This is a genomic window from Streptomyces sp. LUP30 (genome assembly GCF_001746365.1).
In the GTDB taxonomy this organism is placed as follows: domain Bacteria; phylum Actinomycetota; class Actinomycetes; order Streptomycetales; family Streptomycetaceae; genus Streptomyces.
Window position 1 is genome coordinate 164068 of the sequence record NZ_MJAJ01000005.1, and the last position, 24586, is coordinate 188653.

At 71.3% G+C, this 24586-nt stretch carries 19 protein-coding genes; 4 read left to right on the plus strand and 15 right to left on the minus strand.

The window, feature by feature from the left end; all coding sequences use genetic code 11:
* The first annotated feature begins 153 nt into the window (after positions 1–153).
* Together BG482_RS06940 and BG482_RS06945 are read left to right on the plus strand one after the other, a co-directional pair.
* Positions 154–1101: a DUF1648 domain-containing protein gene (locus BG482_RS06940; protein ID WP_069767978.1), complete on the plus strand. Its 948-nt coding sequence runs from the start codon at positions 154–156 to the stop codon at positions 1099–1101.
* A gap of 1 nt (position 1102) precedes the next feature.
* Positions 1103–1465: a GntR family transcriptional regulator gene (locus BG482_RS06945; protein WP_069767979.1), complete on the plus strand. Its 363-nt coding sequence runs from the start codon at positions 1103–1105 to the stop codon at positions 1463–1465.
* Between the two features lie 31 nt (positions 1466–1496).
* Here the strand turns inward: BG482_RS06945 and BG482_RS06950 are convergent, their stop codons facing one another.
* The 8 genes from BG482_RS06950 to BG482_RS06985 form a co-directional block, all read right to left on the minus strand.
* Positions 1497–2099 carry a sarcosine oxidase subunit gamma gene (locus BG482_RS06950; RefSeq protein ID WP_069767980.1) on the minus strand — a complete coding sequence of 201 codons (603 nt, stop codon included), beginning with the start codon at positions 2097–2099 and terminating at the stop codon, positions 1497–1499.
* A complete protein-coding gene (locus BG482_RS06955; RefSeq protein WP_069767981.1) occupies positions 2092–5367 on the minus strand; it encodes a sarcosine oxidase subunit delta family protein in 3276 nt (1091 codons plus the stop codon). The genes BG482_RS06950 and BG482_RS06955 overlap by 8 nt, the downstream gene beginning before the upstream one ends.
* Positions 5368–5378: 11 nt before the next feature.
* Positions 5379–6611 carry a sarcosine oxidase subunit beta family protein gene (locus tag BG482_RS06960; RefSeq protein ID WP_069767982.1) on the minus strand — a complete coding sequence of 411 codons (1233 nt, stop codon included), beginning with the start codon at positions 6609–6611 and terminating at the stop codon, positions 5379–5381.
* A 206-nt stretch (positions 6612–6817) separates the two neighbouring features.
* Complete coding sequence (locus BG482_RS06965; RefSeq protein WP_069767983.1) at positions 6818–9256, minus strand: FAD-dependent oxidoreductase; 2439 nt, start codon at positions 9254–9256, stop codon at positions 6818–6820.
* 244 nt (positions 9257–9500) lie between these two features.
* On the minus strand, positions 9501–10385 hold the full coding sequence (locus BG482_RS06970) for a glycine betaine ABC transporter substrate-binding protein (protein WP_256096289.1): 885 nt from the start codon (positions 10383–10385) through the stop codon (positions 9501–9503).
* Between the two features lie 12 nt (positions 10386–10397).
* Positions 10398–12407, minus strand: coding sequence for a proline/glycine betaine ABC transporter permease (locus tag BG482_RS06975; RefSeq protein ID WP_069767984.1), 2010 nt, complete (start codon positions 12405–12407; stop codon positions 10398–10400).
* On the minus strand, positions 12407–13495 hold the full coding sequence (locus tag BG482_RS06980) for a glycine betaine/L-proline ABC transporter ATP-binding protein (protein ID WP_107450402.1): 1089 nt from the start codon (positions 13493–13495) through the stop codon (positions 12407–12409). The genes BG482_RS06975 and BG482_RS06980 overlap by 1 nt, the downstream gene beginning before the upstream one ends.
* A gap of 20 nt (positions 13496–13515) precedes the next feature.
* Positions 13516–14985 (minus strand): aldehyde dehydrogenase family protein, encoded by a 1470-nt coding sequence (locus BG482_RS06985; RefSeq protein ID WP_069767986.1) that lies wholly within the window; start codon positions 14983–14985, stop codon positions 13516–13518.
* A gap of 217 nt (positions 14986–15202) precedes the next feature.
* On the opposite strand from BG482_RS06985, the gene purU reads away from it, so the two are divergent.
* Entirely contained in the window at positions 15203–16084 is an 882-nt protein-coding gene (gene purU, locus BG482_RS06990) for a formyltetrahydrofolate deformylase (protein ID WP_069767987.1), read from the plus strand.
* Between the two features lie 89 nt (positions 16085–16173).
* Here purU and BG482_RS06995 read toward each other — a convergent pair whose 3' ends face one another.
* Both BG482_RS06995 and betA read right to left on the minus strand, forming a co-directional pair.
* On the minus strand, positions 16174–17010 hold the full coding sequence (locus BG482_RS06995) for a 5,10-methylenetetrahydrofolate reductase (protein ID WP_069767988.1): 837 nt from the start codon (positions 17008–17010) through the stop codon (positions 16174–16176).
* Between the two features lie 3 nt (positions 17011–17013).
* Complete coding sequence (betA, locus tag BG482_RS07000; protein ID WP_069767989.1) at positions 17014–18684, minus strand: choline dehydrogenase; 1671 nt, start codon at positions 18682–18684, stop codon at positions 17014–17016.
* A gap of 203 nt (positions 18685–18887) precedes the next feature.
* On the opposite strand from betA, the gene BG482_RS07005 reads away from it, so the two are divergent.
* Positions 18888–19634, plus strand: coding sequence for an IclR family transcriptional regulator (locus tag BG482_RS07005; protein WP_069767990.1), 747 nt, complete (start codon positions 18888–18890; stop codon positions 19632–19634).
* An 11-nt stretch (positions 19635–19645) separates the two neighbouring features.
* On the opposite strand, the gene BG482_RS07010 is transcribed toward BG482_RS07005, so the two are convergent.
* The 5 genes from BG482_RS07010 to BG482_RS07030 form a co-directional block, all read right to left on the minus strand.
* Positions 19646–20782 (minus strand): aromatic ring-hydroxylating dioxygenase subunit alpha, encoded by a 1137-nt coding sequence (locus BG482_RS07010; RefSeq protein ID WP_069767991.1) that lies wholly within the window; start codon positions 20780–20782, stop codon positions 19646–19648.
* Positions 20783–20925: 143 nt separating this feature from the next.
* Positions 20926–22086 carry an NAD(P)/FAD-dependent oxidoreductase gene (locus tag BG482_RS07015; protein ID WP_069767992.1) on the minus strand — a complete coding sequence of 387 codons (1161 nt, stop codon included), beginning with the start codon at positions 22084–22086 and terminating at the stop codon, positions 20926–20928.
* On the minus strand, positions 22083–22445 hold the full coding sequence (locus BG482_RS07020; RefSeq protein ID WP_069767993.1) for a bifunctional 3-phenylpropionate/cinnamic acid dioxygenase ferredoxin subunit: 363 nt from the start codon (positions 22443–22445) through the stop codon (positions 22083–22085). Before BG482_RS07020 ends, BG482_RS07015 begins: the two co-directional genes overlap by 4 nt.
* Before the next feature lie 195 nt (positions 22446–22640).
* Positions 22641–23276: an MBL fold metallo-hydrolase gene (locus tag BG482_RS07025; protein WP_069767994.1), complete on the minus strand. Its 636-nt coding sequence runs from the start codon at positions 23274–23276 to the stop codon at positions 22641–22643.
* On the minus strand, positions 23273–24358 hold the full coding sequence (locus BG482_RS07030) for an S-(hydroxymethyl)mycothiol dehydrogenase (RefSeq protein WP_069767995.1): 1086 nt from the start codon (positions 24356–24358) through the stop codon (positions 23273–23275). Before BG482_RS07030 ends, BG482_RS07025 begins: the two co-directional genes overlap by 4 nt.
* Positions 24359–24586 lie beyond the last annotated feature (228 nt).

Consider the following 24586-nt stretch of genomic DNA (forward strand, 5'->3'; position numbering starts at 1 on the left):
ACTGCTCCTTCTCGTGGTGGGACGTGGGGAGTCCATGGCCTTTACTGTACATGGCGACTATGTACATGGCTACTGTTTTCTCGGGCTCCAGCCACACCCCGGCGCGACATTGTTCTACTATGACGCTAACAATCTCGACTGGCGGGAGTCCACGTGCAGCGTCCCGGTCACGGCGCGGCCCTCGCCGCGCTCCCCTGTCTCGTCGCCCTGGCCGCCGACGCCGCAGTGTTCGCGGTGACGCGTCGTCAGCTGCCCGACCGGCTGGCGACCCATTTCCGACTCGACGGCACGGCCGACGGATTCACCGGGCGCGGCGCCTTCCTGGCGACGAGTGCACTGCTGCTCGCCGGGTTCGCCGCGGTCATGGCCGTGCTCGTCGGCCGGGCGACCACCCGGAGCGGGTGGCTGCTCGTGACGGGGTACGCGGTCGCGGGGCTCACGGGCTCGCTCCTCGTCTCCGTGCAGCTGGTCAACCACGCAGCGTACGGGGACGCCTCCGCCGTCCGGCTCTCCCCGTGGCACCTGGCCCTCGCGGTCATGGTGGCGGCGGTGTGCGCCGGAGCGGGGCTGCTGCTCGCCCGCACGCTCCCCTCCCCTGATCCGGACTCCCCTTCCGCGCACCACGCGCGCCTCGGTCTGGCCGACGGCGAACTCGCGGCCTGGGCCCAGGCCACCGGTTCCTGGCCGCTCGGTGCACTGGGTCTGGTGCTGACCGCCGCGGCCCTCGCGCTGTTCCCGTTCACCGGCCCGGCCGCCGCCGCCCTCCTGGCCGGCGGCCTGCCCAGCCTCTGCTTCGCCCGCCTGTACGTCACCGTGGGCCGGCAGGGGCTGACGGTGACCCCGGGGCGGCTCCCCTGGCCCAGGATCCGCCTGCCGCTGGAGTCGATGACCGAGGCCTCGCACCGGCATGTCGACGCCCTCGGTGACTTCGGCGGCTGGGGCTACCGGATCCGCTCCGGCGCCTCGGGCGTGATCCTGCGCTCCGGACCGGCGCTCGTGGTACGCCGCGCGGGCGGCCGCGAGTTCGCCGTCACGGTCGACGACCCGGCTACCGCGGCCGCGCTGCTCAACACCCTGATCGCCCGGCGAGAGGCGCACTGACATGCTGATCCGCGTCGACCCCGGCTCGAACGTGCCCCTCGGCGCGCAGATCGCCGCGCGCGTACGGCGGGCCATCGCCGACGCCGAGGTGTCCCCCGGTGAGCGGCTGCCGCCCGCCCGCACACTCGCCGAATCGCTCGGCGTCAACCTCCACACCGTGCTGCGCGGCTACCAGGAGCTGCGCGACGAAGGGCTGATCGAGCTGCGCCGCGGGCGCGGGGCGATGGTGCTCGCGGGCACCCCGGCCCGTGCCCGCCTCCTGGAACAGGTGCGCTCGCTCGTGTCCCAGGCGCTCACCCTCGGCCTCTCCGAGGACGAGGTGGTGGCACTGGTGCGCGACGGCCTCAGAGAGAGCGGAGCCTGACGCCCCCGGGCCCCGGGCCCGGCCTGGGCCCTCACACGTGTTCGGTCGCCGCGTCCAGCAGCCAGTCCGTCAGATAGCCGGCGAAGGACGAGCGGACCAGCACCCAGAACCCGGCTCCGGGGTCGTCCCGGGCGACCAGGACGACCTGGGTGCGGGCCAGCGTCGTCTGGGCACAGCGTCCGGCGCCGAAGGCGTACGGGTGGAGATCCAGCGCACAGCCGTGGGCCAGCAGATCGCGCGCGCGGGGCCCGGACACTAGCAGGGTGGTGCGCTGGGCGGAGACGTCGGTGACGGACACGGGCTCATCGCCGCCTCCGGCCCGGATCCGGCGCTCCAGGTCCCGCCGGCTGCCGGCCGGTCCCACGACCAGCCATTCGTCCGGGCCGAGCCACAGCACGTACAGCTCCCCGGCGCGCACGACGGTGTTCGGTTCGAGGGGCAGTTGCACGCCCAGCGCGAGGCCGACTCCGTCCGCCGCCGCACCCTTGGCGTCCAGACGGACGTCGATCTGGGCCAGGAAGGGGAGTTCGGCCAGCCGGACGGCGCCCCGGGAGGCGCGGGTGGCGGCGGCCAGGCGTCCGGCGGACCGGGCCAGCGGGCTGCGGAGCGGGGTGCTGGGGACGGTGTCAGCCATCGCGTCGGGCTCCCTCGGGGTCGTAGAGGACGGGGCTCGCGACGGTCACCGGGACCAGCCGGTCGCCGACGGGGGCGTACAGCCGCTCGCCGAGCCGATCGCGGCCGCCCTTGACCAGGGCCAGGGCGAAGGTCCGGCCGAGGACCGCGCTGCGGTAACTGGAGGTGACATGGCCGAGCATCGGGACGGGCGGGGCGGGCAGCACGCTCTCGGCCACCAGATGAGTGCCTTCGGGGAGGAAGTCGGCCGGGTCCTCCGGGAGGAGGCCGACCAGGTGCTTGCGGTCGGGGCGGAGCGTGTCGGCGCGGGCGAAGGATCGCTTGCCGATGAAGTCGGGCTTCTTCTTCGACACCGCCCAGCTCATCCCGAGGTCCTGGGGCGTGACGGTCCCGTCGGTGTCCTGGCCGATGATCGGGTAGCCCTTCTCGGCGCGCAGGACGTGCATGGTCTCGGTGCCGTACGGGGTGATCCCGTGGGGGGCGCCGGCGTCGTGCAGCGCCTCCCAGAGGGTGAGAGCCTCCCACGGCGAGACGTTGATCTCGTAGGCGAGCTCCCCGGAGAAGCTGATCCGGCACACGCGTGCGTCGACGCCGGCGACGGACGCCTCACGCCAGGCCATGAAGGGGAAGTCGTCGTGGGATACGGCCAGTCGGGGGGCGAGGGCGCCGAGGACCTCGCGCGAGCGCGGCCCGACCAGGGCGACCGTGGCCCACTGCTCGGTGACCGACGTGCAGTGCACGCGCAGGTCGGGCCACTCCGTCTGGAGCCACTCCTCCATCCAGTCCAGCACGGCGGCCGCGTTGCCCGTGGTGGTGGTGACCAGGAAGCGGTCCTGGGCGAGGCGGATGACGGTGCCGTCGTCGAGGAGCATGCCGTCCAGGCGGCACATCACGCCGTAGCGGATCATGCCGACCTTCAGCGTGCTCATCAGGTTGGTATAGAGCAGGTCGAGGAAGGCGGCGGCGTCGGGACCCTGTACGTCGATCTTGCCGAGGGTGGAGGCGTCCATGAAGGCGACGCCGTCGCGGGCGGCGGTGCACTCGCGCAGGACGGCCGCGTCCATGTCCTCGCCGTCGTGCGGGTAGTACCGGGGGCGCTTCCACTGGCCCACGTTCTCGAAGCGGGCGCCGTGCGCGACGTGCCACTCGTGCAGGGCCGTGGTGCGGACGGGGTCGTGCAGGGCGCCCCGGTCGCGGCCGGCGAGGGCGGCGAAGGAGACCGGGGTGTAGGGGGGACGGTAGGTGGTCGTGCCGAGGGCGGACACGTCCACGCCGAGCAGTTCGGCGACGACGCCGCTCGCCAGCACTCCGGAGGTCTTGCCCTGGTCGTTGGCCGTGCCGGCCGTGGTGTAGCGCTTGGTGTGCTCGACGGAGCGCATGCCGGCGCCGGTCGCGCGGGTCAAATCCTCGACGGTGACGTCTCGTTGCAGGTCGACGAAACGGGGGGCGCCGTCCCGGCCGGGGACGGTGAAGACCTGCATCGGCGGTGTGTGTGGTGCTGTGCTCACACGCGGGAGCGCAGGCGTGCCGGGGTCGTAGCCCTCGGCCTGCACCGCGCGGGCCCCGGCCGCCGCGCCCTGGGCGAGAGCGGCGGCCGGGTCGAAGACGCCGTTCGCGCCGCCCGCGACCTCGACGGCCTGGCGGCAGCCGTCCGGGACGAACGCGCCGAGCGTGTCGTCGTGGCGGAGCCTGCCGCCCGCCTGGCTGAACAGGTGCGCCACGGGATTCCAGCCGCCGGAGACCAGCAGGAGGTCGGCGGCGAACTCCCGTCGGGGCACCTGCTGTTCGCCGTCGTGTGCAGCCTGCTGTCCGGTTCCCCGGCCCGCCGGTCCTCCGTACGGCGCGACGGTCACCGAGGTGACCCGTGGGTCGCCCTGCGTGGCGGTGACGGCGTGGGCGGCGAGCACCTCGATGCCCGCCTGCCGTGCCCGGGCCGCCCACTCCCCCGGCTCGGGGCGGGTGTCGACGATGGCCGCGATGTCCGTGCCGGCCCCGGCCAGGTCCAGTGCGGCGGCGTACGCGCTGTCGTTGGCGGTGAACACGACCGCCCGGCGGCCCGGCAGCACGCCGTAGCGGTGGAGGTAGGCGCGGGCGGAGGCGGCGAGCATCACGCCGGGGCGGTCGTTGTCGGCGAAGGCCAGCGAGCGCTCGTGCGCGCCGGTGGCGAGGACGACGCGACGGGCCCGGATGCGCCAGACGCGTTCGCGCGAGACATGGGCCGGGGCCTTCGCGCCGAGGTGGTTGGTGCGGCGCTCGACGGCCAGGAGGTGGTTGTCGTCGTAGTAGCCGAAGACGGTGGTACGGCGCAGGACGCGCACCTCGGGGGCCGCGTCGAGCAGTGCGGCCGTCTCGTCCACCCAGTCGAGGAGTTCGCCCGTGCCGAGAAGGCTGCCGCCCGGTTCGGGCCGGTCGTCGGCGAGGACGACGCGGGCGCCGCTGTGGGCGGCCGCCGCCGCTGCCGCGAGGCCGGCCGGTCCCGCGCCGACGATCAGCAGGTCGCAGTGGGTGTGCACGGCGTCGTAGCGGGCGGGGTCCGGTTCGCCGGCCAGGCGGCCCTGCCCGGGCAGGCTGCTCGCGACCAGGCCGTCGTACAGCTCCACGGTCGTCGCGGGGAGCATCGGCTCGGGGAAGGGGGCCTCGATCTGGACGACCGCGTTGGGTTCTTCCACACCGGCCGAGAAGATGCCTCGGGGGCGGCCGAGTCTGATGCTGGTGCCGGCCTGGACGACACCGCTCGCGAGGAGCGCGGAGGCGAGGGTGTCGCCCCGGTAGCCCCGGTGTTCGGCGCCGTCGAAGACGAAGGTGAGGGGGGCGCCCCTGTCGACCCGGCCCCCCGTGGGCAGGCGGTAGGGCTGGGACTCGTCCCGTGTCGCGAGCTCCGCCTCCGCACGCCCGGCCGGCCCTGAAGGGGCGTCGGCTTCGGTCTCTGGCGCCGGACGGACCGGTCGGGCCGCCCGCGCCGGACGCGGCGCCGAGGTGACCGTTCGCGGTTCGACCGTCTCCGGGCGCTCCTCCCCCGCCCGGTACACCGTCAGGATCTCGTTCGTCGACGTGTCCCGCACGGCGTTGAACCAGCGGCGGCAGCCCGCCGCGTGGCTCCAGCGCTCCGCGAACGGGCCCTTGGGGTTGGCGCGGAAGAACAGGTACCTGGCCCACTCCTCGTCGGTGAGCTCCGCGGGGTTCTCCGGGTAGGGCACGTGGGCCTGGCCGCCGTAGTGGAACTCGGCCTCGTCGCGGGGCCCGCACCACGGGCAGGGGATGAGCAGCATGGTTCGGCTCCCTAGTGGGCCACCGCGGCCGCGCCGTGCTCGTCGACGAGCGCGCCGGTGGTGAAACGATCGAGCGAGAAGGGGGCGTTGAGGGGGTGGGGGGTGTCGTGGGCGATCGTGTGGGCGTAGACCCAGCCGACGCCCGGGGTGGCCTTGAAACCGCCCGTGCCCCAGCCGCAGTTGAGGTAGAGGTTGTCGACGGGGCTGAGCCCGACGATCGGCGAGGCGTCCGGGCTGACGTCGACGATGCCGCCCCAGGTGCGCAGGACGTGGGCACGGGCGAAGACCGGGAAGAGCTCCAGGGCGGCCGACATCTGCTCCTCGATGATGTGGAACGCGCCGCGTTGGGTGTAGGAGTTGTAGGAGTCGATGCCCGCGCCCATCACCAGCTCGCCCTTGTGCGCCTGGCTGACGTACACATGGACGGCGTTGGACATCACCACCGTGGGATGCACCGGTTCCAGCAGTTCGGACACCAGCGCCTGCAACGGGTGGCTCTGCAGAGGGAGTTCGATGCCGGCCATGGCCGCGAGGACCGAGGTGTGCCCGGCCGAGCAGAGCGCCACCTTGCCCGCCGCGATCGGGCCGAGGCTCGTCTGGACGCCGACCACCCGGCCGCCGACCACGTCGACTCCCGTGACCTCGCAGTTCTGGATGATGTCGATGCCCGCGGCGTCGGCGGAGCGTGCCAGGCCCCAGGCCACGTGGTCGTGTTTGGCGATGCCGGCCCGGGGTTGGTAGGTGCCGCCGAGGACCGGGTAGCGCACGTCCGGGGAGGTGTTGACGATCGGGCAGACCTCCCGCACCTGCTCGGCGTCGAGCCATTCCGCGTCCACGCCGTTCAGACGGTTCGCCTCCACGCGGCGGACGCTGTCGCGGACGTCCTGGAGGCTGTGGGCGAGGTTCAGCACGCCTCGCTGGGAGAAGAGGATGGGGTAGTCGAGCTCCTCCGCCAGGCCCTCCCACAGTTTGAGCGCGTGCTCGTAGATGCCGGCGCTCTCGTCCCACAGGTAGTTGGAGCGGATGATCGTGGTGTTGCGGGCCATGTTGCCGCCCGCCAGCCAGCCCTTCTCCAGCACCGCCACGTCGGTGATGCCGTGGTTCTTCGCCAGGTAGTGGGCGGTGGCCAGGCCGTGTCCGCCGCCGCCCACCACGATCACGTCGTAGCTGCGCCTGGGCTCGGGGGTGCGCCAGAGCCAGTCGGGGTGTTCGGGGAGGTCTGCGCCGGGGGTGCGGGGGCTCATCGGGCGTCTCCGGCTTCTGCCGCGGCCTGTGAGCGGCGGCGCGGTTCGGCGCGGAGCGCGGCGTGGACCTCGGGGTCCCGCTCCACCAGGGGCGTGTTCGGCGCGTTCATACGGCGTTCGCGTTCCTCTCGGCGGCCTCTGCGGCAGGGTCGGGCGGCGTCGCCCGGGTCTTGGGTCCCGCTCCTGCGGCGCCCGGTTGCAAGCGCTCAGCCACGGAGCCGGGACATCGTCGGGTCGAACAACGGCTCCTCGGCGACGACCGCCTCGACGCGCCGGTCGAAGTAACCGATGTGCAAGGTGGCGCCCGGGACGGCGAGTTCGGCCGGGAGCCAGGCATAGGCGATGCCCTTGCCGATCGTGTGGCCGTAGGCCGCGCTGGTGACGTAGCCGACGGCGCGCTCGCCGTCGTACACCGGTTCCTTGCCCATCACCACGGACCGGGGGTCCTCGATGGTGAGGCAGGTCAGTTTCCGCCGCACGTCGGCCTTGCGGCGCTCCAGGGCGGCCTTTCCGATGAAGTCGTCCTTGTCGAGCTTGACGGCGAAGCCGACGCCGGCCTCGTAAGGGTCGTGCTCGTAGGTCATGTCGGCGCCGAAGGAGCGGTAACCCTTCTCCAGCCGGAGGCTGTTGAAGGCGCCGCGGCCGGCGAGGATCCCGCCGAGCGGCCGGGCCGCCCGCCACAGCGTGTCCCACAGTTTCCGGCCCTGGTCGGCGGTGGTGTAGAGCTCCCAGCCCAGTTCGCCGACGTAGGACAGCCGCATGGCGGTGACGGGCACCGAGCCGACGTAGGTGCGCCTGGCCCGGAAGTACTTCAGGCCCGCGTCGGAGAAGTCGTCGTCGGTCAGGGGCTGCAGAACCTTGCGGGCGAGCGGGCCCCACAGGCCGATGCAGCAGGTGCCGGGGGTGATGTCGCGCACCTGGACCGAGCCGTCGGCCGGGAGGTGACGGGCGAACCAGTCGAGGTCCAGGTTGCCGTTGGCGCCGACCTGGAAGAGGTCGCGGGCCAGCCGGGCGACGGTGATGTCGCTGCGGATGCGGCCGTCGTGGTCCAGGAGCAGCGTGTAGGTCACCGAGCCGACGGACTTGGCGACCTTGCCGGTGACCAGCCGCTCCAGGAAGGCGGCGGCGCCGGGTCCGGCGACCTCGAGCCGTTTGAGGGCCGTCATGTCGTACATCGCGACGGTCTCGCGGGTGACCTGCGCCTCGGCCGCGACGATGGGCGACCAGTACCGCGCCGCCCAGTCGTCGGGGAGGGCGAGGGAACGGCCCTCCACGAGGGGGGCGTTGGCCTCGTACCACTGCGGGCGCTCCCAGCCGTTCGCCTCCAGGAAGACGGCGCCGTGTTCCTGCTGGCGGGTGTGGAAGGGGCTGGTGCGGATCGGGCGCGGGTCGCCGGAGGGCTGGAGGGGGTGGAGGATGTCGTAGACCTCGACGAAGTTCTGGCAGTCGCGGGCCAGGACGTACTCCGGGGAGAGCTGATGCGGCTCGAAGCGGTTGACGTCGCACTCGTGCAGGTCGAAGGACGAGCAGAAGCCGTCGACGAGCCACTCGGCCATCGCCCGGCCGACGCCCGCGGAGTGGGTCACCCATACCGCCTCGGCGACCCAGAAGCCCTTGACGTCGGGGGACTCGCCGAGGAGCGGGAAATTGTCGGTGGTGAAGGAGAACAGACCGTTGATGCCCTCCTCGATCTTCGCCTCCTTCGTCGCGGGCAGCAGGGACCGCGTCTCGGTCCAGGCGTCCTCGAAGTCGTCCGCCGTGAACGTCATGACCGAGGGCATGGCCTCGGCCTCGTCGAAGGAGAGGATGTCGTCGGCGGAGATCGGCATGGGCCGGTGGCCGTAGTAGCCGATGCCGATGCCGTCGAAGCGGTCGCGGTAGTAGAGGTCGCCGTCCTGGTGGCGCAGTATCGGGCGGACGGCCTCCTCGGTCTGGCCGGCCAGTGCCGGGACCGGGCCGGTCCAGGCGAGCTGGTGGGCGAGCGGCGTGAGCGGGAGGTTCATGCCGACCATGCGGGCGATTTTCGGGCCCCAGATGCCGGCGCAGCACACCACGATGTCGGCGGGGATCTCGCCCTGTTCGGTGAGGACTCCGGTCACCTCGCCGCCAGCCTGCCGGACGTCGAGCACCTCGTGGCGGGACAGGAAGGTCACGCCTCGCTCGGTGGCCCGGCGGATCTGCGCCTCGACGGCGAGGACGGCCTTGGCGAGGCCGTCGGTGGGGACGAGGAGGCCGCCCAGGACCCGGTCGCGGTTGACGAGCGGGTGCTGTGCGACGCACTCGTCGACGGTGAGCAGGCGGGCCTCGACGCCCCAGGCGGTGATCCAGCCGTGGCGTCGGTGCAGTTCGGTGAGGCGCTCGGGGGTGGTGGCCACTTCCAGGCCGCCGACCTGGAGGAAACAGGGCTCGCCGTCGACGTCGAGGGAGCAGAGCTTCTCGACCGTGTAGCGGGCCAGCTCGGTCATGGTCTTGGAGGAGTTCGTCTGGAAGACCAGGCCCGGGGCGTGCGACGAGGATCCCCCGGTGGCGGGCAGCGGGCCCTGGTCGACCACGGTCACTTCGGTCCAGCCTCGTGCGGAGATCTCGTCGGCGAGGGCTGCTCCCACGACGCCCGCTCCGATGATCACCACTCGGGGTCCCGCCATCGCCGCACCTCCGAATCACACCGGCTCAGCCGGTTCAGTTGCTGTCTGCGCAACATGCTTCAGGTTGCGCAACTCAATGTGCCCGTCGCGGGGAGGGGGTGTCAAGGGGTCCGTGACGTCGGGGAACGCGCCGGCCCGCAGCCGCGCGGACGGGCCGGACACGACGATGCCCGGCGGGCGGTGCGCACAGGTGCGCACCGCCCGCCGGGCTGGGCCGGCCGTCCGGAAACCGGTGAGGCAGGGGTTACTTGGGGCAGGCGACGTTCTGGTCGTCGTTCGTCCAGTGGAAGTTCTTCACCAGGCCGTAGGCCGGACTGCCGGACTTGGCGAACTTCGCGCTGACGATCTTGTCCAGGTCGTAGACGGGATAGTCACAGGCGACCTTCGCCGCGTCGGCGTCACAACCCGCCTTGTACGCGGGCAGGTTCACCTTCACCAGCGGCACCTCGGACAGGAACCACTGCGGCTCGTAGAAGTAGCCGATCACCCATTCCTTGTTCTTCTCGGCCTTGCGGTAGGCCTGGATGAGCGCCGTCTCGCTGCCCGCGTACACCACCTTGAAGTCGAGCTTGAGGTTCTTCACCAGGGCCTCGTCGTTGGTGACGTAGGACGGGTCGCCGTCCAGGAGCTGGCCCTTGCCGCCCGACTCGGAGGTCTTGAAGTTCGCCGCGTACTTGTCGAGGTTCTTCCAGTCCGCGATGTCCGGATGGGCCTTCGCCAGCCACGGCGGCACGTACCAGCCGATAATGCCCTTGTTGCCGGTCGAACCGGCCGACACGGCCGTCTTCTGCCCGGCGATGTACTTCTTCTTCAGGTCGTCGTGGCCCCAGTTCTCCAGGACGGCGTCCACCTCACCCGTCCCGAACCCCTGCCAGGCGATCTCCTCCTTGAGGTCCTTCTTGGTGACCTTGCAGCCGAGGTCGTGCTGCGCGACGTACGCGACGACCGCCGCGTCCGCCTCGTAGCCCACCCACGGGTTGACGGCGAGGTTGAAGGCGCCGCACTTGCCGGAGCCGCTCGAACTGCCCGCACCCGAGGAGTCGCTCCCGACCTTCGCCCCTCCGCACGCGGTGAGGGTGAGGCCGAGGACAGCCACGCCGGCCGCGCCGGCTCGCCAGTGTCTTGCCATGTGTCGTGCTCCTTAAGCGCTCGCGCGGCGCGCGGCTGCCTGAGTGATCCGGTCGAACATGACTCCGAGCAGTACGATGGCGAGCCCTGCCGCCAGCCCCTTGCCGTACAGCTCACCCTGCGAGAACCCGGCCACGACGTCGTAGCCGAGGGCGCCTGCCCCCACCAGGCCGCCCACCACAACCATCGACAGCACGTAGATCAGGCCCTGGTTGGTGGCGAGCGTCAGGGCGCTGCGTGCCATCGGCAGCTGAACCTTGGTGATGATCTGCCAGGTGTTGCACCCGGCAGCGGTGGCCGCCTCGACGGTGGTCTCGGGCACGGCCCGCACACCATCCGCGATGATCTTGATGGCGACCGGCGCCGCGTAGACGACGGCGGCGACGATCGCGGTGAAGCGCGTCGCGCCGAACAGCGCGAGGAACGGCACCAGATAGACGAACGGCGGCATGACCTGCGCCGCGTCCAGGCTGGGTCGCAGCATCCGGTCCACGAGCGGGCTGCGCCCCATCCAGACCCCGAAGACCATGCCCAGCGCCATCACCAGCACCGTCGCCACGAGGGTCGACGCCAGCGTCGTCATGGCGTCCGACCACAGCCCCGTGCCGACCAGCAGACCCACGCACACGGCCGTGGTGACCCCGGCCCTCCAGCCGCCGAGCACCACGCCGAGCGCGATCAGCACTCCGCCGACCAGCCACCAGGGAGAGTCGGTGAGCAGCGACTGGAAAGGGTTGAGCAGACCGTTGGTGAGAGCGTCGCGGAAGGCGTTGGTGAGGCCCGACAGGTTGTCCTGCGCCCACGTCGTCACGTCGTCCGCCGCGCCGGCGATGCCGCTGCCCGCGCTGCCCTCGCCGGGGAACTCGGCCGCCCACAGGTAGGTGTGCGACAGATAGACCAGGACCGCCGTCACGACCGCGCCCGCGCCCAGGAGCGGCCTGCGCCATGCGAGGAAGCGGTTCTTCGAACGCCGGGCGGCCTCCGCGCGGGCGCTGGCCGCCGTCGTGACCCGGTCGAGGACGATCGCCATCACGACGATGGCCAGGCCGGCGTTGAAGGCCGTGCCGACATCGAGCGACTGCAGCGCCTGCACCACCGTCTTGCCGAGGCCGGGCGCGTCGATCAGGGCGGCGATGGTCACCATGGCGAGGGCCGCCATGATCGACTGGTTGACGCCCATCACCACGGTCCGCTTCGACATCGGCAGCAGCACTTTCACCAGGGCCTGCCGGCGCGTCGCACCCAGCGAGTCGGCCGCCTCGGCGGTGGTCTCGGGCACGGAGCGGATGGCGTGTGCGGTGATGCGGATCGCCGGCGGGGCCGCGTAGATCACGGTGGCGACCGTGGCGGAGGCCCCGCCGATGAGGAAGAACAGGGTCAGCGGGGCCAGGTAGACGAAGGTCGGCATCGTCTGCATCAGGTCCAGCAACGGTGTCACGACCCGGTTGAACCGGTCGGACAAGCCCGCCCACACGCCCAGCGGGATCGCGAACAGCAGTGCCACGAACACCGCGGAGAGGGTGAGGGCCAGGGTGTCCATGCTCTCCTGCCACAGTCCCTGCAGCCCGAAGAAGGTGAACCCGGCCACCGCCAGCAGCGCCACCCGCCAGTTGCCCACGGCCCACGAGACGTACCCGGCGATGCCGACGACGCCGAGCCAGCCGATCTGCGGAACGGGGCGGCCGGCGGACGGCTGGGAGATCAGGTCCTGGACGAAGGTGACCAGGTTGTCGATGACCAGCCGGATCTCGTTGAAGAAGTAGAGGAAGAGCGGGTTGGAGTTGCGGTTCGCGCCGATGGAGTCGTTGACGTCGTTGAACCAGCGGTGCAGACCGGTGAGGTCGGCCGCGGCCAGGGACAGGGTCTGCTTTCCGCGCAGGACGGCGAAGAGCACCAGCCAGCCGACCAGGATCGCGGCCACGGCGGCGGACCGGCCGGCCCGGCGCCGGCCCGCGACGGGCGCGGACTGCGGTGCGGCCGCGGCGGGGTCCGCCTTCTCGGGCTTCTCCATGGCGACGGTCATCACATGCCGCCTTCCCGTCCGGCGACCACCGCGAGGATCTCCTCGTCGCCGACGATGCCGAGCAGCTTGCCGTTCTCGACGACCTTGACCGGCCTGTCGGCCGCCAGCACCGCCCGGGTGGCCTCGCGCACCACGACGTCCGGGCCCAGCTCGGGGCCGTCCAGGGCGTCGCCGTCCGCGGGCGGGCGCATGATCCACCGCAGGGTGAGGACGTCGCCGCGCGGCACGTCCTTCACGAACTCGCGGACGTAGTCGTCGGCCGGCGCGCCCACCAGTTCGTCGCCGGTGCCGCACTGCACGGTTCTGCCGTCGCGCATGATGAGGATGCGGTCGCCCAGTTTCAGGGCCTCGGAGAGGTCGTGGGTGATGAACACCATCGTCTTGCCGACCTCGTGGTGCAGGCGGATGACCTCGTTCTGCATGTCGCGGCGGATCAGCGGGTCGAGCGCCGAGAAGGGCTCGTCGAAGAAGAGGACGTCGGGGTCGCCGGCCAGGGCCCGGGCGAGGCCGACGCGCTGCTGCATGCCGCCGGAGAGCTGGTCGGGGTAGGAGTTCTCGTAGCCGGCGAGGCCGACCAACTCCACGACCTCCAGGGCCCGTGCGGTGCGCTCCGCCCGGCTCATGCCCCGGATCTCCAGGCCGAAGGCCACGTTGTCGACCACCCGGCGGTGCGGCAGCAGCCCGAAGTGCTGGAAGACCATCGAGAACTTGCGGCGGCGCAGCTCGCGCAGGCGACGGGCGTCCGCCTCGCGGATGTCTCCGCCCTCGAAGACGACCTCGCCCGAGGTGGGCTCGATCAGCCGGGTCAGACATCGCACGAGGGTGGACTTGCCCGAGCCGGACAGACCCATCACGACGAACACCTCGCCGGGCGCGACGTCGAAGGTGACGTCCCGTACGGCGGCGGTGCAGCCGGTGCGGTCCATCAGCTCGCGGCGGGTGAGGCCGCAGAGCTCCTCGGAGCCCGGCACCCGGTCGGCCTTCGGCCCGAACACCTTCCACAGGTTGCGCACGGAGATGACCGGAGTGCCGTCCGCGTCCTCGGGCGTGCCGCGCCGCTGCGGCACCTCGGTCTGTGTGGGGGTCACGATCGACCTCATTTCGGCGTTCAGCCGCGGAACCAGCGCTGCGGCCGGGGTTGGATGTTCTGCCAGATGTGCTTGGGCTCTCGGTACTCGTCCAGGCCGGTCCGTCCCAGCTCCCGGCCCACGCCCGAGTGTCCGAAGCCACCCCATTCCGCCTGCGGCACATAGGGGTGGTAGTCGTTGATCCACACCGTGCCGTGCCGCAGCCGCCGGGCGACCCGCTGGGCCTTTCCGGCGTCCTGGGTCCAGACGGCTCCGGCGAGTCCGTACTCGGTGTCGTTGGCGATGCGTACGGCGTCGTCCTCGTCGGTGAAGCGCTCCACGGTGAGCACGGGCCCGAAGGACTCCTCGTGCACCACGCGCATGTCCTGCCGGCACTCGTCCAGGACGGTCGGCGGGTAGAAGTGGCCGTCGGCGAGGGCGGGGTCCGAGGGGCGTTCGCCGCCGCAGCGCAGCACGGCGCCCTCGGCGAGGCCGGCCGCGACGTACGCCTCGACCTTCTCGCGGTGCGAGGCGGAGATCAGCGCCCCGGTCTCGGCGTCGGGGTCGAAGGGGCCGCCGAGGCGGATCCGGCGGGCGCGGCGGACGACCTCGTCGACGAGCCGGTCGTGCAGACGGTCCTCGACGATCAGACGGGCGCCGGCCGAGCAGACCTGCCCGGAGTGCAGGAAGACGGCCGTGAGAGCGAAGTCCACGGCCGTCTCGAAGTCGGCGTCGGCGAAGATCACGTTGGGGTTCTTGCCGCCGAGCTCCAGTGCCACCTTCTTCACCGTCGCCGCGGCGGTGGCCATGATCCGTCTGCCGGTCTCCAGGCCGCCGGTGAAGGACACCATGTCGACGGCCGGGTGCTCGGCGAGGGGTGCGCCCGCCTCGGGCCCGGCGCCCAGGACGAGGTTGGCGACGCCGGCCGGGAGTCCGGCCTCCTCCAGTGCTCTCATCAGCAGGACGGCGGTGGAGGGGGTGAGTTCGCTGGGTTTGAGGACGACGGTGTTGCCGGCGAGGAGAGCCGGTGCGATCTTCCAACTCGCCTGCAGCAGCGGGTAGTTCCAGGGGGTGATCAGTCCGCAGACCCCAACGGGCTCGTAGACGACGCGGCTGACGGCGTCGTCACGGCCGGTGTCGACGACGCGGCCGGCGTCGACGCCGCCGATCCCGCCGTAGTAGCGCAGACAGGAGACGACGTCGGCGATGTCGTACTCGCTCTCGACCAGCCGTTTGCCGGTGTCCAGCGATTCGGCCCGGGCGAACTCCTTGGCGTCGCGCTCCACGACGTCGGCGGTGCGCAGCAGGAGCGCGCCCCGCTCCCGCTCAGGGGTCCGCGGCCAGGGGCCCTCGTCGAAGGCCCGGCGCGCCGCGGCGACGGCGGCCTCGGTGTCGGCGCGCGTCGCCTCCGACACGGTCGCCACATGGGCGCCGTCGGCGGGACACCGGATCTCCCGGCGGCCGCCGGCCACCGGGTCCCGCCATTCCCCATCCACATACAGGTCTGCCACGCGCCTTGCCCTTCAAACGAAATGCGTTGCGCATTGTGCATCCAATTGCTTGTGGTGGAACACCCTGGCGAATGTCCGGACACACGTCAAGAGGTTGGCTGATGACGATTTCGCCAGGCGGTCAGTTGTCCGGCCGCCCTTGACCGCGAGCGGCGCCGAGTCGACCATGTTGCGTATCGCTCACCATGTTGTGCATTACGCACCGACGGAGGCCGACGTGTCCCCAGAGTTCCCTCGCCCCGAATCCGGCCGTGAGTACGTCCTGACCCTCTCCTGTCCCGACCGGGCGGGCCTGGTCCACGCCGTCAGCGGATTCCTCGTCCGCAACTCCGGCAACATCCTGGAGAGCCAGCAGTTCGACGACCGGCTCCAGGACCGTTTCTTCATGAGGGTCCACTTCGACGTCTCCGATCCGAACGCGGATCTGGAGACCCTGCGTCACCGGTTCGGCCCCGTCGCCGAGGCCCATCGCCTTTCCTGGACGCTGCGGGACGCGGCCACCGCGACCCGCACGCTCATCATGGTCTCGCGGTTCGGCCATTGCCTGAACGATCTGCTCTTCCGGCAGCGCACCGGCTCGCTGAACATCGAGATCGCCGCGGTCGTCTCCAACCACCGCGACTTCGAGGCGCTGGCGGGCACCTACGGCGTCCCCTTCCACCACGTCCCGGTGACCCGGGACACCAAGGCCGAGGCCGAGGCGCGCCTGCTGGAGCTGGTGGACGAGCTGGACGTCGACCTGGTCGTGCTGGCCCGCTACATGCAGATCCTCTCCGACGACCTGTGCAAGCAGCTCGAGGGCCGCGCCATCAACATCCACCACTCCTTCCTGCCCAGTTTCAAGGGCGCCCGCCCCTACGAGCAGGCCTACGACCGCGGGGTGAAACTCGTCGGGGCGACCGCTCACTACGTGACGCCGGAGCTGGACGAGGGGCAGATCATCGAGCAGGACGTGGTGCGGGTGGACCACTCCCTCGACCCCGGGCAACTGGTCACGGTCGGACGGGACGTGGAGGCGCAGGTGCTCGCCCACGCGGTGAAGTGGCACAGCGAGAGCCGGGTCATGGTGGACGGCAACCGGACGGTGGTCTTCCGCTGAGCGTGTCGTATACGAGCGGGGGCGGGCCGGAGATCCGGTCCGCCCCCGCTCGTATACGACACGCACCCGGCGCGTGCACCGGTGACTGCTCAGCCGCCGAGCCGCTCCAGCAGCGCCCGCCGCCACCTCTCCGTCTCGGCGATCTGGTTGAAGGTGAACAGGTGCAGTCCCGCCACCCCCGCCGAGGGGGCGCTGAGCGCCGGCTCGGCCCGGGTGAGCAGCGGCTCGGGCGAGTACCCTCCCGGCGCGGCGAAGCGCAGGAACCACGACGGATGCCTGGTCAGGAAGCGCGCCGACTCCCCCACACCGATCTTCGTCGCCATCGACAGCAGCTTGGCCCGTTGCACCGGCCCCGCGACGCCGAGATGGACGGGCAGGACGACGTCCCGGCGCCTGATCCGGGCGATCCACTCCCCCAGCACCCGCGCGTCGAAGCAGAGGTTGCTCACGATGTACGTGGCGTGTTCGCGCTTGTCCCACATCGCCTGCACGGTGAGGTCGTCGTGGATGAGGGGATGACTCTCCGGGTATCCCGTGATGCCCACGCGGGCGAAGGGGCTGCCCAGTTCGCCCAGCCGGCGCAGTACCGGCAGGGCTCCGTCATAGGGACCGGCGGGCGGGTCGGCGTCGCCCGCGGGGACGAAGACGTCGTCCACGCCGGCCTCGCGCAGCCGGTCGACGACGTCCTTGAGATGGGCGTCGTCCCGCAGCAGCCGCGCGGGCACGTGCGGCACGACGCGGTGGCCGTGCCCCGCGAGCCGGGCGGTGAGGTCCAGGGTCGGCTCCAGACCCCTGACCGGCGACGCCGTCACGGTGACGACGACGTCACGCGGGACATGGGCGAGGACCTTGTCCTCGGTGGCCTTCGCGGGCAGCACCTCGTAGCGGACGCGGTCGAGCAGCGTGCGCAGTCCTGCGGCGGCCAACGTCTACCCGGCCTGTTCGCGGGCGTCGTGGTGGCGGTAGTACGCGGCCTTCGAGGCAGGGAGCGGCTCCTTGCCGAGGATCAGGTCGGCGGCCTTCTCCGCGATCATCATGACCGGCGCGTAGATGTTGCCGTTGGTGACATAGGGCATGACCGAGGCGTCCACCACCCGCAGGCCCTCCAGGCCGTGCACCCGCATGCTGTCCGGGTCGACGACGGCCATCGCGTCGGTGCCCATCTTGCAGGTGCACGACGGGTGCAGGGCGGTCTCTCCGTCCTTGGCGACCCAGGCGAGGATCTCCTCGTCCGTCGCGACGGACGGCCCCGGCGAGATCTCACCGCCGTTGTAGGGGGCGAGCGCGGGCTGGTTGAGGAGCCCGCGGGCCACCCGGACCGCCTCGACCCATTCGCGGCGGTCCTGTTCGGTGGAGAGGTAGTTGAACCGCAGCGCCGGGTGTTCGCGCGGGTCCCTGCTCCTGATCTTCACCGAGCCGATGGCGTCGGAGTACATGGGGCCGACGTGCACCTGGTAGCCGTGTCCGCCGGCGGGCACGGAGCCGTCGTAGCGGACCGCGACGGGCAGGAAGTGGAACATCAGGTTGGGGTAGGCCACGTCCTCGTTGCTGCGGCAGAAGCCGCCGGCCTCGAAGTGGTTCGTGGCGGCGGGGCCCTTGCGGAAGAGCCACTGCAGGCCGATGAAGGGGGCGCGCCACTTGGCCAGGTAGGGCTGCATGGAGACGGGCTGCTTGCAGGCGTACTGGATGTACACCTCCAGGTGGTCCTGCAGGTTCTCGCCGACGCCCGGGAGGTCATGGACGACGTCGATGCCGAGGGCGCTCAGCTCCTGCGCGTTGCCGACGCCCGAAAGCTGCAGCAACTGCGGGGAGTTGACGGCGCCGCCGCACAGGATGACCTCCTTGGCGCGCACCTGCTGGAGGGCGCCCCTGCCGCGCCGGTACTCGACGCCGACGGCCCTCTTCCCCTCGAACAGGACGCGGGTGACGAGGGCGCGCGTGCGCACGGTGAGGTTGGGACGCTTCATGGCGGGCTTGAGGTACGCCTTCGAGGCCGACAGCCGGCGTCCGCGGTGGACGTTTCGGTCGAACCTGGCGAATCCCTCTTGCCGGTAGCCGTTGACGTCGTCGGTCGGGGCGTGGCCCGCCTCCTCGGTGGCCTTGAGGAACGCGCCGAAGAGCGGGTTCGTCGCCGGGCCTCGTTCGAGGACGAGGGGGCCGTCGTGGCCGCGGAACTCGTCGTCGGCATCGGCGGCGAGGCAGTTCTCCATCCGCCGGAAGTAGGGCAGGCAGTGCGCGTAGTCCCAGTTCCGCATGCCGGGGTCGGCCGCCCAGCGTTCGTAGTCCATGGGGTTGCCGCGCTGGAAGATCATGCCGTTGATGCTGCTGGAGCCGCCCAGTACCTTGCCGCGTGCGTGGTAGATGCGCCGGCCGCCCATATGGGGCTCGGGCTCCGACTCGTACTTCCAGTCGTAGAACCGGCTGCCGATGGGATAGGTCAGCGCCGCGGGCATGTGGATGAAGACGTCCCACGGGTAGTCGGAGCGGCCGGCCTCCAGCACCAGCACCCGGTTCGCCGGATCCGCGGAGAGCCTGTTCGCCAGTGCACTGCCGGCCGAACCGCCGCCGACGATGACGAAGTCGTACTGCAGGGAAGCCATGGTGCCTCGTCTCGCTCGCGCCATAGATACGCGACGCATGCTAACGCCAGTACCGCTATACGCACCAGGTTGCGTGCCACGCAACTTGCGGTGGGCATGGTTTCGCATGCGTTACTTGCATCCGCGTTGTTTACTACGCGTATAGTTTCGTTGTGAGCAACCACAGCACAGACACCGAAACAACCAATTCGCAGGCCGGCGGAGTGCAGTCGGTAGACCGTGCCATCAGCGTCCTGGAGATCCTGGCCCAGCGGGGCGAGGCGGGCGTCAGCGAGGTGGCCGCCGAGATCGACGTTCACAAGTCCACCGCGTTCCGGCTGCTCGGAGCCCTGGAGGCGCGCGGCCTCGTCGAGCAGGCCGGCGAGCGCGGCAAGTACCGGCTCGGGTTCGGCATCGTACGCCTGGCCGGCGCTGTCACCGGGCGCATCGACATCACGCAGCAGGGCCGCCCGGTCTGCGAGCGGCTCGCCGAGGAGATCGGCGAGACGGTGAACATCGCCGTCATGCAGGAGCACTACGCGATCAACCTCTACGAGGTCCGCGGCCCCGGAGCCGTCACCGCGCACAACTGGGTCGGCGAGCTGACCCCGCTGCACGCCACGTCGAGCGGCAAGATCCTGCTGGCGCATCTGCCCGCTCAGGAACGCGCCGCACTGCTGTCCGAGGCCGGCCTGAAGAAGGTCACCCAGCGCACCATCACCGCGAAGGCGAAGCTGGAGCGGAACCTCGCCGACGCCCGCGAGCGCGGTTACGCCTGGACCCTGGAGGAGCTGGAGATCGGCCTGCACGCCATGGCCGCGCCGGTCCGCGACCGGGACGGCCGTGTCATCGCCGCGCTGAGCGCCTCCGGCCCCTCGTACCGGCTCACCGAGGAGCGCCTGCACGAGCTCTCGCCGGTCCTGCTGAAGGGCGCGGAGGAGATCAGCCACCGGATGGGCTTCCTGGGCTGACCGCCCGGTCGCTACCGCGGCCGCTGCCCGGCGCCCAGGCGCTCGTTCACCCAGTCGTGGAACGCGCCGATGTGGTGCTCGCTGGGCACCAGGACACCGCCCTTGGCGTACATCCGGGAGCTCATGCCGGGCTGTGTGCGCTCGCACGCCTCGAAGTCCTGGCGGTTGACCCGGTCGAAGAGCTCGACCGACCGGCTGACGTCCTTGCCGCTCTCCACGACGTGGGGAAGGTAGAGCCAGTCGCACTCGACGATCGTGCGGTCCACGGCCACGGGGTACATCCGGTGGAAGATCACGTGGTCGGGCACCAGGTTGACGAAGACCTGCGGCTTGACGGTGATCGCGTAGTACCGGCGGTCCTGGTCCTCGGACACCCCCGGAATGCGGTCGAGGCCCGCGGAGCCGTCGACGGTGAAGCCCTGGACCTCCTCGCCGAACTCGGCGCCGTGCCCGACGTAGTACTGGGCGGCGTAGCCGTCGGCGAACTCAGGGAGCACCTCGGTGAGTTCGGGGTGGATCGTCGCGCAGTGATAGCACTCCATGAAGTTCTCGATGATGAGCTTCCAGTTCGCCCTGACGTCGTAGACGATCCGCTTGCCGACCGAGAGGTTGTCGATGTCGTAGCGTGCGATCGACTCGACGTCGCCGAGGCGGCCGACCACCTCGCCGACGACGTCCTCGTCGAAGGAGGGCGGGTTCTCCGCGAGGCAGACCCATACGTACCCGAGCCATTCGCGTACGGCGACGCTCACCAGGCCGTACTCGGTGCGGCCGACGTCGGGCATCTTGGTGAGGTTGGGCGCGGCGATCAGCTTGCCGTTCAGGTCGTAGGTCCAGGCGTGGTACGGACACTGGAAGGCCCGCTTGACCTCGCCGGTCTCCTCGGTGCATATCTTGGCGCCACGATGGCGGCAGACGTTGAAGTAGGCGCGGATCGAGTCGTCCCGGGCGCGGGTCACGAGGAGGGACTCGCGGCCCACGTCGACGGTGCGGAAGGCCCCCGGCTTCGCCAGCTCGGAGGCGCGCGCGACGCAGAACCACATGGTTTCGAAAATGCGCTCCTGCTCCTGGGCGAAGATCGCCGGATCCGTGTAGGAGGAGCCGGGAAGGGTGGCGATCAGGCTGTCCGGCAGACTGGTCGAGGTCACGGTGCACTCCTCGGAAACGTCAGGGAGGGGAGACGCTGCGCGCCACGGGCTTGCGCAGCAGGACGGGGAGAACGCCTCAGGCGCGGGGAACTGCGCGACCGGTCACCGTGGCGCCTCGGCGCGACGACGACCCGTCGGGGTGCTCACAGCGGAGCGCCGATCTGCTTGCGCCAGCGGGCGAACAGTCGCGGCTGGTTCATCCCGAGCACGGCGACGGCTCGTCCGGCGCGCCGGTAGACGGCCAGCACGTCCCGGTCGCCCTCGGCGCCTTCCTCGATCGTCACGCTGTCGGCTTCCGCGGCGTGACCGGCGAACTGGATCTTCACGCCGTACTGGTCCGACCAGAAATACGGCGGCCTGGGCAGACCCGGTTCCACCGCGCCTCCGGCCAGCAGGGTGGCGACGGCGGCTTCGGGGCGTTCGCGCGCGCCGGTCCAGTGTTCGACGCGGCGGTGCGCCCCCACGCGGGGGTCGTACCAGTTGGCGCAGTCGCCGACCGCGACGACGCCGGCCAGGCTGGTGCGGCCGTCGGCGCCGCACTTGACGCCGTTGTCGAGCGCGATGCCCGACCCCCTGAGCCATTCGACGCACGGGGACGCGCCCACGCCGACGACGACGAGGTCGGCCGGTATCGAGCGGCCGTCCTCGAGCAGTACGGCGTCGACCCTGTTCTCCCCGCTGAGCCCCTTGACGCCGACACCGCACGACAGGCGCACGCCGTGGTCCGCGTGGAGGCCGGAGACCACGGCGCCCATGGCCCGGCCGAGCGGTCCGGCCAGGGGCGTCGGGGCCGCCTCGACGACCGTCACGTCGAGCCCGAGCGCGTACGCGGTGGAAGCGACCTCGGCGCCGATGAACCCGCCGCCGATAACGACCAGCCGTCCACCGCGGGCCAGTTCGTCCCGCAGGGCGCGGGCGTCGTCCAGGGTGCGCAGGGTGTGCACCCCGGCCAGGCCCTCGGCGCCGGGCAGCGTGCGCGCTGCCGCGCCGGTGGCGACGACGATGCCGTCGGCCCGGATCCGTCGTCCGTCGGCGAGCGCCAGCGCGCGTTCGGCTCGGTCGAGGCCGACGGCGCGGACGCCCAGCATCCACTGTGCCCGCAGGTCCTCGTCGTCCGACTCCAGTGTGAGGTCCGCTTCGCCCAGGGCGCCGGCCAGGAACTCCTTGGACAACGGCGGTCTGTCGTAGGGGCGGTGCGGTTCGTCGCCGACGACGACCAGCTGCCCGTCGTAGCCCTGCTTGCGCAGGGAGCGTGCCGCCGACAGGCCGGCCAGCGAGGCGCCGACCACGGCGACGGTCCTCACGCGGGACCTCCGGCGAGTCTGGCCGCGACGCAGGGCGGCAGGTTGGGCGCCGCCGTGGACACCCGGACGTAGATCATGCCGTCGTCGACGAGGACGGCGTGCGTGCGGACCGGGAGCTTGGCGGGCGGTGCGTCGACGGCCCCGGTCCGCAGGTCGAACTTCGAGGCATGCAGCGGGCATTCCACCTCGCAGCCCTCCAGCCAGCCGTCGGCGAGCGAGGCGTCCTGGTGGGTGCAGGTGTCGTCGATGGCGAAGATCTCGCCGTCGTCGGTATGGAACACCGAGACCGGCGGATCGATGTCGAGCCGGAGGGCCTCGCCTCGCGGGAGATCCGCGAGACGGCACGCGGGAATCATCATGACACCTCGGTGCGTATAGCGAAACGGATTGCGGTAAGCGCAACATCAGTCTGGAGGCGTCCCAGAACCCTTGTCAAGGCGTCCGAGGTCCTGCTTCGCCGGCCGTCGCAGGCCTGGCCGAACGCAGCTCGAAACGCCCGTACCACCTGCGGGAACAGGTGGTACGGGCGCCGCGACCGGAGCCCTGACGAGAGGTCAGAAACCGCGGTCGATCCACTCCTGGAGGTGCGGGCGCTCCGCGGCGATCGTGGTCGTCCCGCCGTGGCCGGTGTGCACCACCGTGTCGCCGGGCAGCGTCAACAGCCGGTCCCGGATGGAGCCGACGATGGTCGGGAAGTGGCTGTACGACCGCCCCGTCGCCCCCGGCCCGCCCGCGAAGAGCGTGTCGCCGCTGAAGAGGGCCGTCAGGGCCGGGGCGTACAGGCACACCGCGCCGGGAGCGTGACCTGGCGTGTGCAGCACGGTCAGCTCGACGCCCGCGACCGTCAGTGTCCGGCCGTCGACCAGTTCGCCGTCGGGCAGGCGACCGGGGTGGGTCAGCTTCCACAACGGCAGGTCGTCGGGATGCAGCAGGATCGGGGCGCCGGTGCGTGCGGCGAGCGCGGGAGCGGCGCCGATGTGGTCGTCGTGGGCGTGGGTGCACACGATCGCGCGCAGCGTCCGTCCACCGAGGGCCTCGGCGACGGCCTCGGCGTCGTGCGCGGCGTCGACGACCAAGGCCTCGGTGTCGTCCCCGATGATCCACACGTTGTTGTCGACGTCCCATACGCCGCCGTCGAGGGAGAACGTCCCCGAGGTGACGAGATGTCCGATGCGGGCGCCGGCCGTCACAGGATCACGACCGAGCGCAGGACGTCGCCGCCGTGCATCCGTTCGAAGGCCTTCTCGACCTCGTCGAGGGCGATGGTCTCGGTGACGAACGCGTCCAGGTCGAGGCGACCCTGGAGGTGGAGGTCCACGAGCATGGGAAAGTCGCGGGAGGGCAGGCAGTCCCCGTACCAGGAGGACTTCAGCGCTCCGCCCCGGCCGAAGACGTCGAGCAGTGGCAGTTCGAGTTTCATCTCCGGGGTCGGCACGCCGACCAGCACCACGGTGCCGGCGAGGTCGCGGGCGTAGAACGCCTGCCGGTACGTCTCGGGACGGCCGACCGCCTCGATCACCACGTCCGCGCCGAACCCGCCCGTCAGCTCCCGGATCGCCTCGACGGCGTCGGTGTCGCGCGAGTTGACGGTGTGGGTCGCGCCCACCTTCCTGGCGGTGACCAGCTTGCGGTCGTCGACGTCCACCGCGATGATCTTCGCCGCACCGGCCAGTCTCGCCCCCACCACGGCCGCGTCCCCGACGCCTCCGCAGCCGATGACGGCCACGCTGTCGCCGCGTTCGACGCCGCCGGTGTTGATCGCCGCGCCGATGCCCGCCATCACCCCGCAGCCCAGCAGTCCCGCGGCCGCCGCCGACGCGGCCGGGTCGACCTTGGTGCACTGGCCGGCCGCCACCAGGGTCTTCTCGGCGAAGGCGCCGATGCCGAGGGCCGGGGTGAGTTCGGAGCCGTCGAGAAGCGTCATCTTCTGCCGGGCGTTGTGCGTGTCGAAGCAGTACCAGGGGCGGCCGCGCAGACAGGCCCGGCACTGCCCGCAGACGGCACGCCAGTTGAGGATGACGAAGTCACCGGGCGCGACGTCCGTGACGCCCTCCCCCACCGCCTCCACGACGCCCGCCGCCTCATGGCCGAGAAGGAAGGGGAAGTCGTCGTTGATGCCGCCCTCGCGGTAGTGCAGATCGGTGTGGCAGACCCCGCACGCCTCGACCTTCACGAGCGCCTCGCCCGGCCCCGGGTCGGGCACGACGATGGTCTCCAGACTGACGGGGGCGCCCTTGCCCCGCGCGACGACAGCACGGACCTGGTGAGCCATGGCCACTCCTCGGCTGATACGAGATCGGGGGACGACAGGTGTTGCTCATAGCGGCACACACATCATGTGCCGCAACACAGCATCGTGGAGCGCCGAGCCGGGGTCAAGGATCGCGCGCGCGCCCGCCGGACCCGATCCCGCCGAATACGAACCGCCGTGCGCGCCACCCCGAACGGAACGGGAGCGGCGGCTTGGCTACGCTTGGCAGCGGATACTCATTTCGTGACG

Excerpts from the sequence above, each read along its gene's own strand:
- BG482_RS06950 (WP_069767980.1), bottom strand. The coding sequence starts at position 2,099 with ATGGCTGACACCGTCCCCAGCACCCCGCTCCGCAGCCCGCTGGCCCGG.
- BG482_RS06955 (WP_069767981.1), bottom strand. The coding sequence starts at position 5,367 with ATGCTGCTCATCCCCTGCCCGTGGTGCGGGCCCCGCGACGAGGCCGAG.
- BG482_RS06970 (WP_256096289.1), bottom strand. The coding sequence starts at position 10,385 with ATGGCAAGACACTGGCGAGCCGGCGCGGCCGGCGTGGCTGTCCTCGGC.
- BG482_RS07020 (WP_069767993.1), bottom strand. The coding sequence starts at position 22,445 with ATGATGATTCCCGCGTGCCGTCTCGCGGATCTCCCGCGAGGCGAGGCC.
- BG482_RS06975 (WP_069767984.1), bottom strand. The coding sequence starts at position 12,407 with ATGACCGTCGCCATGGAGAAGCCCGAGAAGGCGGACCCCGCCGCGGCC.
- BG482_RS06960 (WP_069767982.1), bottom strand. The coding sequence starts at position 6,611 with ATGAGCCCCCGCACCCCCGGCGCAGACCTCCCCGAACACCCCGACTGG.
- BG482_RS06945 (WP_069767979.1), top strand. The coding sequence starts at position 1,103 with ATGCTGATCCGCGTCGACCCCGGCTCGAACGTGCCCCTCGGCGCGCAG.
- BG482_RS07030 (WP_069767995.1), bottom strand. The coding sequence starts at position 24,358 with ATGGCTCACCAGGTCCGTGCTGTCGTCGCGCGGGGCAAGGGCGCCCCC.
- BG482_RS06965 (WP_069767983.1), bottom strand. The coding sequence starts at position 9,256 with ATGGCGGGACCCCGAGTGGTGATCATCGGAGCGGGCGTCGTGGGAGCA.
- betA (WP_069767989.1), bottom strand. The coding sequence starts at position 18,684 with ATGGCTTCCCTGCAGTACGACTTCGTCATCGTCGGCGGCGGTTCGGCC.